This window comes from Olsenella sp. AGMB03486 (assembly GCF_040884255.1).
Taxonomy (GTDB): domain Bacteria; phylum Actinomycetota; class Coriobacteriia; order Coriobacteriales; family Atopobiaceae; genus Olsenella_L; species Olsenella_L kribbiana.
Genome location: NZ_JBEVTM010000039.1, coordinates 1 through 8,061, shown reverse-complemented (window position 1 = coordinate 8,061; position 8,061 = coordinate 1). Strand labels below are relative to the sequence as shown.

Below are 8,061 nucleotides of genomic sequence, written 5' to 3'. Positions count from 1 at the left end.
GGTCTCATGGGGACAGGACGCGCTTCCAGGGGCATTCGGCAGCGGAAGGGATCTCCCTGCAGGTCCGGGAGGCTCAGGCCTTGCGGACATGGGATGCCGTGCCGCTTGACGGGGTTCGGGACATATGAGACCACTTTGGATACTGGGACTTTTGCTATAATCTTTCATGCTTAAATAGCAGGCGAAAGCGAAGGAGCTCCTATGGTCACCAAGGATGATGCGTGTTGGATAATCGGCCTTTCCGCAGGTGCGGGCATTGGCGTATACCTTGATGGCGGCTGGGGCGTCGATGCGCTTGTCGGGCGTGAGACCAGGGCTCATAACGACATCGACCTGTTCGTTCAGCGCGGGGATTACCAAAGGTTCGTGGATCTAATTGCTGATGAGGGGTTTTCCGAGGTGGCTGCATCTTTCACCACCGAAGATCACACGGTGTGGCAAGACGAGGCGGGGCGCATCGTCGACCTGCATTGCTTCGATTTCGCCGAGAATGGCGATATTCTGTATCAGGGAGATCGTTTTCCCGGGGAGGTCTTTTCGGGGAGGGGGCGCATCGGCGAGGTGGAGGTGTCGTGCATCGACCCCGAAAGCCAGCTGTTGTTTCACTTGGGCTATCAGCATGACGAGCACGACGTCCACGATGTCATGCTCCTATGCCGTGAGTACGGTTTCGACGTTCCCGAAGAATATCGCTAGCTGTTGCTTTTTGCATCGGGTCACGACTTCAGCGCTTGCCGCAGATGCGCTGCGCCAGACCGCCCTGGACATCAAGCCACGCCGTATATGGCCCTCCGCGCACGCGAGTCCCATTTCGCCTGCTTGATCCAGTACTCGTAGAACGGATAGGGGGTCACCTTGTACTGGCGCCAGGTCTTCTCGTACGTGCCGCGGGCCGCCTGCCTCACTATGAGCTCGGCGAGCTCGTCCGCGCTCCTGCGGACCTTGAAGCACCACGTCCACTTGAACCAGGCGAGGTAGTTCTCGAGGCGTCTCGTGGAGACGCCCCGGAACCTGCCGATGAAGTGCCTCATCTGGGAGTGGAGGCTGTTCACCCTGTTGATGGCGTGCTCCTCCCTCTTGCTGGCGATGTGCTCGCCGACGCCGAGGGCGGGCAGGACGCGGCGGTACACGTGCGCACGGTCCGTCGAGATTATCGCGCCGACCGCGAGCTTGTCGGCGAGCAGCTCCCTGGCTGCCGCCTCGTCGAGGCCGCCCCTCCCCGCGATCTCGTAGAAGATGTCGCCGGCGTCGTTGATGCCGGTGAGCACGCATATCTTCTCGTGCCCGTCGGTTCCCTGCGACCTTGCGCGGGGCTTCCTGGGCACGCCGGACTCCGACCTGGAGCGGTTTCCCTTGAAGCTCTCCCTGAAGAAGCACTCGTCGAGCTCGGCCCCGCCGCCGGCCTCCACGCGGAAGGCGGGCATGCGCTTGGCCATGGCCTCGAGCAGCCTGTGGCGCATGAAGAACGCCGTCTTGAGGCACACGCCGCACTTTTCCGCCGACTCGCGCAGCGGGAGCATGTCCACGTGGCACTCCGCGAACCTCATCCAGGCCGACCTGTCGAGCTTGGTGGTGGAGAAGATGCGCATGGTGGCGTCGGTGAAGGTCCTGGCGCACCCTCGGCAGAGGAACCGCTGACGGCCGCGCCCGTCTCGCCCCCTCTTCACGTAATGCGGGGAGCCGCACCAGGGGCAGGCTCTGTCGGGATCGTCTTCCGCCCCCTCGCTTGCCGCGAGGTCGAAAAGCTCCGCGTCTATCAGCGCCTTGAGCGATCTCAGGGCCCTGCTCTTCTCGGCAGCCGTCATCTGCGGGAGGAACTGCCTCGTCAGCTGGGTGAGCACGTCTTCCATTGCAACCTCCATCTTTCCTGATGATGGAATTGTCGCAATTGGGGGTCCTGCTGCGTGTACTGTGCATAGGACACTTATCCAAAGCGGTCTAACACAACGGTCCTAATGGACATGGTGCTTGCAAACGTAAATTTAGAATGTCATCTGTAAGATTCCGTTTAGCAACCAAACAGCAGTGGGAGGGATTCTAAGGAGATCAGTTGGGACAAATTGTCCCAGAGTTCCTCCATATAGCTGAATGTTCCTAAGGCGGTTATTAAAGGTGGGATAATTGATGAGATGTGTAAAGCGCATCGCTAAGAGAAAGACCGCACATGAGCAATTTTGAAATCATCCCGGTATCGAGTGCCGGCACACTCGACATAAGCCCAGCCTCCGATGAGCTTTCGATTCTCGATTCCTTCGAAGCCCTGGAATTCGAATTCGACGACGCGGTAGACAAGGCGAGTAGGCTGGACTATGGGATCGCCGCAGGAAGCGGCTTGCTGACCGGGCTGCTCAGCGTGTTTCTCGGAAAGCCTCTTTCTGTCGAAGAGGCAGCGAAGATCGGTGGTAAGGAAGCCGACAAGATTGTCATAGACGCAGCGAGGGCCTTCGGCTGCGACCTTCCGAACGATAAGGCCATATTCGACAAGGACGGCAGATGCAGCACCGAAGTCCTGGCCAAGGCAATCAAGTTCTTGGAAGACAAATTCCCAATTCCTCAGGACAAGCTTACCCCTGAGTTCGGAGGAGGGCTTCAGCACCACCTTCGAGATTTCTCACACCATCCTACCGTTCTCGGCCTCTTCTTCTCCATCCTCGGCCAATTTACGGGCACGGGCTACGGCACCGACACGGACGGCAACTTCATCAAGCTGCTGTTCCCCGAAAACGCCCTTGTAGGGAAGAACGTCCCCGAGAAGATCGCCATCGGTACGTTCAATTGGCTGTTCCACCTTGTCAGCGACATAGACGGGTCGAACCAAAAGGCCGGCAAGGGAACCGGCATCCCGGGGCCCATTCTGTCCATGCTAAAAGAGCTTTCTTCCACGCCGCTGTTCAAGAACGTTAAGGTCAACTACAAGGAAAGCGAGATCTCGTTCTCGAAATGGGTCTCCAAGCTGTTCAATGGCACCTACTTCAAGGATTCGGAAGGAAAGCCTGTCCGCTTCGACTTCAGGACGGAGATGGGCTTGGCCACGCAATTGCTGGAGCAGTCCCTTTTCGTTCTTGCAAACGAAGTCGTCGTCCGCGTTTTCTACACCGTCTCGAGACTTGCTTCGGAGATAAAAACGAAGCGCATAGCTTCGTTTGCGGAGCTCGACCGATTGGATCCGAAGGGCTTTCTGCCGATCAACAACAGGGCCCTTACGAGGATGTGCACCGTTTCCAGCGGCACGTTCCTAGCAGTCAATTCCGCTGGCAGCGCTATTAAGGCAGGGATAGCTTCTAAGGGAAACAAGGCCGCATTCGCCAAAGCGTTCTTCCTGAACATCAACTATCCCGGCATCGGAAGGTTCGCCGTCGCTTGCTTCTTTGACGCCAAATACATCAAGGAAGACGTCGCAACTGTGTACAAGAAAGCGATGGCCGAACATGAGAGGCAGAAGCAACTAAGGGAACAGGAGCTTCAGAGGCTTTCCGCAAAATATCGATTCTTGACGCTCAACTCTGACCAAACCAGGCTCCTGTACTCCTTCCAGTCGATGATGGTGGCCTTTGACATCCTGAGCACGAAGAAGGCGGATCTGGCGCTAGTGAAAACAAGATGGAAGGACGAATGGGAGGCCACCGTCTGCGAATCCCTGGATGTGGCCAGAGATGAATTCTTCATCCGCAGCGGCAGGCAAGCATTCGATTTAATGGAAGAGATCTCCAACGATGTCGAAGACCGCTCCTGGATTGACCTGCTGGTTCTCGAGCTATCTAGATTTACGCCTTACTACCAGCTAGGTCTCGAAGAGAACAAGCCTTATAAGAAACTCAAGGTCAAGACCGACTACCTTGGCGACGTTTTCTGCAAGGGGCAGAACTACATTGACAGCACCGATGTGAAGGCAATTCAAAAGGCATACACGCATGCGATCGGAACGATAACCGGCAATCGAAAAAGGGTGGCTGCTGCAGCGGTAGCGACGCTTGCGGTCACCGCGGCGACTGCAGGAGGCGCATTATTCTTCGCTCCTGAAATTGCAGTGCTCATCGCAGGCGATGCGGTTGTCGGGCTCTCAGGTGCAGCATTGACTAGCGCCAGCCTGGCTTTCGTCGGAGGAGGCTCGCTTGCAGTTGGCGGCATGGGCATGGCTGGCGGAACCGCGATTCTTACTGGAGGCGGCGCACTTCTTGGCCTCGCGGGATCAGGTGTAACCACGGCGGCGAGCGTTGCCGTGCAATCGTCCGAGTCTTTCGTGCAAAGCGAATGTTCCAAGCTTCTAGCGTTCTGCTCCGAGATCGCCGTCAAGAAATACGGACGCTACGACATCGCCTCTCTAGCGCAACAAGGAATGCAGAACTGCGCAGAGGAGCTACGCGCCGAAATCGAGAAGCTGTCGAATAAGGAAAACGGTCAAGACAAAAAGCTTATCTCCCAAATGAAGAAAAGCTTGAAGTGCATGGAGCGTTGCGAAAAGGCTCTCGAGAAACTGCAAGATTCAAGGAAATTGCTGGATTAGCTCGACCGGGACAAATTGTCCCAATGGGGACATTTGAAACTCATAACCGATTAGCACCAAGCCACTTGCGATTATTCCAAACGAACAATGTCCAAATCATTTTGCAAACGTGCAGGTTGGTGACATCATATGTAAGCCACTTGCGCTAATTGTCCTCCGATGATTGACTGGGGAGATTCTATCAAATGTGTAGCCGCACGGTGCAATGTCGCCTGAAGTCTGCTTAAACGAACATAAGACTGGACCCAAGAACTAGGTGCTATTCGCGACCTCACGTGACCCACGAAAAAGCCTCGGGCACTCCGAAAAACCGTGACCTAAATTTGACCGCATGCCCAAACGTCGATTTTTGAGACTGGGTGTAAATAGGATTCACTAGAACAAACTGCGACAAACTGGGACAAACTGGAGAAAGTTTTCAACTATAGAGTGAAAGTAGCCCGTATAGGCTTTGTGCAATAAGAAAACCCCAGTTTAACTGGGGTTTTCTTATTACGATCGCACCCCCTAGGCTTCTCACGGTCAGGGAGCTGACGGAGGCGCACGTGAAAGAGACCGGCGGAAATCACATCGCACCCAAGGAAACGGAGGCGAGGAGCGCTCTCTCGAGTGCTCCCTGGAACTCGTCAGCTGTCATCTGCGGAACCAAATCCTTGATGTTCCTCACGCGGGCGAAAACAGACCTCATGGCGGTGCCGCAGTACTTCCTCTTGCCGGGGGCAAGCAGGCGATCCATCGCGTCCAGGTCAACATCGAACAACACGCTGCCGTGGAACACGACCAGGTCGCCAGCGTCTTGCCATGCGCATCCGCATACCTTGCGACCGGCGACGTAGACGTCGTTGCGGTCGTTTCGGACGGCCGGCACGCCCAGGGCCATCAGGGCCCGCTCGGGAACCTCCATGGCGCGCGGAAGGAAATCACGCGGCACCGCCATCGAGAATGCCACGCACCCCTCGTCGCGGTAGACCGCCCCGCCGCCGCTTTGCCTCCGGACGATGTCGACACCCAGCTCCTTGGCAAGTGCGGCGTCGACTTCCGCTTCAATGTCTTGGTTGAAGCCCACTGAGACGCAGGGGGCGTCCCGGTGGGTGAAAAGGAAGGGCGTGCCCGTGCGAAGAAGCTCCTGCTCGAAGGCGAGGTTCTCGTAAGCGGTGCGGTAGGGGCTCTTCACGACGTTCAGCATCAGCCCACCGTCGCCAGGAGCTGGCCCTCGGACACCATGCCGCCCTTGCAGGCAATGCCAATCTTTCCAGCGCACGGTGCCACGACCTCCATCGTGCCCTTGCCCTGCTCGAGGGAAGCAACTACTTGCCCGGCCTCCACGGTATCGCCGTCTGCGACCTTCCAGAAAAGTATCGCGTTGCCTCGGGTCGATCTGATCTCCATGGTTCCTCCTACCTCAAGTACGCTGCGACTTCCGCCGGCGTGAGCACCATGCCAGCGGACACGACCTTGCCGTCAACGACCAGCGCAGGCAGGCTCATGGCGCCGTAGCCCATGATGCGGTCCATGTCGGTGATGTACTCAAGCTCCGCCTCGAGCCCCAGCTCGGCGATGGCCGCTTGGGCGTTCTCGTTCAGCTCGTGGCAGCAGCCGGACCCCAGCACCTTCACCTGGCGGGCGCCTCCGCAGCCGCAGGGCTCTGCCTTCATCTGCGGAGCGCCATCATTGCACGCGCAGGGAACGGCGGCCTTCTCTTCCTTCTTCTTTCCGAATCCGAACAATCCCATGACAATTTCTCCTTTCGACGCGCCCGCACCGTGCGGGCTCCTAACCGGTTAGAACAGCGGCTGCAGGAAGTTGAACACGTAGCCGCTTATGCACATGCCGACGATGCACAGCCCCAAGAACGTCACCATCAGCTTCGGCTTGATGACGCGGGAGAGCATGGTCAGGCTGGGGATGGACAGCGTGGTGACGCTCATCATGAAGGCCAGCACCGTGCCCAGGCCCGTGCCCTTGTAGTACAGGGCCTCGGCGATGGGGATGGCGCCGAATGTGTCGGCGTAGATAGGCGCGCCGACGAGGGTGGCCAGCACCACGGCGAAGGGGTTGCCGTCGCCCAGGACCAGCTCGATCCACTCGGCGGGGATCCAGTTGTGGATGAAGGCGCCGATTCCCACGCCCAGCAGGATGTACGGGAACACCTTCTTGAACGTGCCCCAGGTCTCCTTGCGGGCATAGGCCAGGCGCTCGGCCACGGTCATGGACAGGAGCTCGGCGTCCGCCGGCGCGTCGCCGCGGACGAAGTCGGCCAGGTGCTCCTCCATGCCCATGCGCTGGATGATGGTGCCGCCGGCGATGGCGATGAGCAGGCCAACCACCGTGTAGGCAACGGCAACGCCCGGGCCGAAGATGCTCATGATCAGCACCAGGCTGCCCAGGTCCACCATGGGCGAGCTGATGAGGAAGCTGAAGGTGACGCCCAGGGGCAGGCCCGCGCGGGTGAACCCGATGAACAGCGGGATCGAGCTGCAGCTGCAGAACGGCGTCACCGTTCCCAGCAGTGCTCCCACCACACTTCCCCAGATTCCCTTGAAGCGGCCCATGATCTTGCGGCTGCGCTCGGGCGGGAAGTGGCTCTGGATGTAGCTGATGGCGAAGATGAGCACGCACAGCAGGATGACGATCTTCACCGTGTCATAGATGAAGAAGTGGAGCGTGCCGCCCCACTGGCCCGCTGCGTCAATGCCTAGCGCGCCCAGCAAGGCGGCGATCAGTTCGCTCAGCCACTGCATCTTCAGCACCTGGTCCAAGATGAACGTTCCGATGGATTCCATTGGGACTCCTTTCATATTGATGTATCGATATATATCGATGTTATGACGACAATATAGGAGTCACATAGATATATGTCAATATATGAATTTGCGTGATATACTGAAGCTGCCAGACAGACAGGAGGAAACCATGGACAACGAGAGCCTCGCGGCGGCGTTCAAGGCGCTGGGCGACCCCACGCGCCTGCGCATCTACCAGGCCATCAAGGACAAGGACGATATCTGCGCGTGCAAGATTCTTGAGCAGATGGACATCACCCAGCCCACCCTTTCCCACCATGTGAAGCAACTCTGCGCCGCCGGGCTGGTCAGCTGCCGCAAGGACGGCCGCTGGATGCGCTACTCCGCCAATCGCGAGACGGCAGCCGTCCTTTCCGATTGGATATCCGGTTAGGCCGTGACCCAGCGTGACCCCAGAGAATGACCAAAATTGTATGGATATCCGTGACTCAAATTTGACCCCATGGATTTTCGGCAATTTTTGAGACTGGGTATAAATTGGGCGAACTAAAACAAACTGCGACAAACTGGAGCAAACTGGAGAGAGTTTTTAACTATAGGTTTGCAATTGTCGCTGGTGGCTTGCATGTGATGCCGCTTCAGATCACCTGAAAAGGGGAGGATTTGGCCGCTCTACCCTGCCCTTTTTGCTACTGGGACAAAAATGAAACTCAACACCCTTGAGTTTCATTTGAGTTTCTATTATCAGAGCAGTTTTGTCTCACTTTTGTGCCGTTGAGTATCGCCGTGTATCGCCACGTTCGTTTTCCGTAT

The 8,061-nt window shown here is 57.5% G+C and carries 8 protein-coding genes; 3 read left to right on the top strand and 5 right to left on the bottom strand.

Annotated elements, in window-relative coordinates; translation table 11 throughout:
• Positions 1-201: 201 nt before the first annotated feature.
• Complete coding sequence (locus tag ABVS03_RS11250; RefSeq protein WP_039689008.1) at positions 202-696, top strand: nucleotidyltransferase domain-containing protein; 495 nt, start codon at positions 202-204, stop codon at positions 694-696.
• 71 nt (positions 697-767) lie between these two features.
• Here ABVS03_RS11250 and ABVS03_RS11245 read toward each other — a convergent pair whose 3' ends face one another.
• Complete coding sequence (locus ABVS03_RS11245; RefSeq protein ID WP_052241584.1) at positions 768-1,850, bottom strand: IS1595 family transposase; 1,083 nt, start codon at positions 1,848-1,850, stop codon at positions 768-770.
• A gap of 314 nt (positions 1,851-2,164) precedes the next feature.
• On the opposite strand from ABVS03_RS11245, the gene ABVS03_RS11240 reads away from it, so the two are divergent.
• Positions 2,165-4,504, top strand: coding sequence for a hypothetical protein (locus tag ABVS03_RS11240; protein ID WP_368019175.1), 2,340 nt, complete (start codon positions 2,165-2,167; stop codon positions 4,502-4,504).
• 565 nt (positions 4,505-5,069) lie between these two features.
• Here ABVS03_RS11240 and ABVS03_RS11235 read toward each other — a convergent pair.
• From ABVS03_RS11235 to ABVS03_RS11220, 4 genes are read right to left on the bottom strand one after another with little or no spacing between them, the layout of a single operon-like run.
• Positions 5,070-5,690, bottom strand: a complete 621-nt coding sequence (locus ABVS03_RS11235) for a lipoate--protein ligase family protein (protein WP_108726747.1) — start codon at positions 5,688-5,690, stop codon at positions 5,070-5,072.
• Positions 5,690-5,893 (bottom strand): acetyl-CoA carboxylase biotin carboxyl carrier protein subunit, encoded by a 204-nt coding sequence (locus tag ABVS03_RS11230; RefSeq protein ID WP_108726748.1) that lies wholly within the window; start codon positions 5,891-5,893, stop codon positions 5,690-5,692. The genes ABVS03_RS11235 and ABVS03_RS11230 overlap by 1 nt, the downstream gene beginning before the upstream one ends.
• Before the next feature lie 8 nt (positions 5,894-5,901).
• Positions 5,902-6,237 (bottom strand): thioredoxin family protein, encoded by a 336-nt coding sequence (locus ABVS03_RS11225; protein WP_368019174.1) that lies wholly within the window; start codon positions 6,235-6,237, stop codon positions 5,902-5,904.
• A 48-nt stretch (positions 6,238-6,285) separates the two neighbouring features.
• Positions 6,286-7,287: a permease gene (locus ABVS03_RS11220; RefSeq protein WP_368019173.1), complete on the bottom strand. Its 1,002-nt coding sequence runs from the start codon at positions 7,285-7,287 to the stop codon at positions 6,286-6,288.
• 130 nt (positions 7,288-7,417) lie between these two features.
• Here ABVS03_RS11220 and ABVS03_RS11215 point away from each other — a divergent pair, with 130 nt between their 5' ends.
• Positions 7,418-7,681 carry an ArsR/SmtB family transcription factor gene (locus ABVS03_RS11215; RefSeq protein ID WP_368019172.1) on the top strand — a complete coding sequence of 88 codons (264 nt, stop codon included), beginning with the start codon at positions 7,418-7,420 and terminating at the stop codon, positions 7,679-7,681.
• Positions 7,682-8,061: the final 380 nt, after the last annotated feature.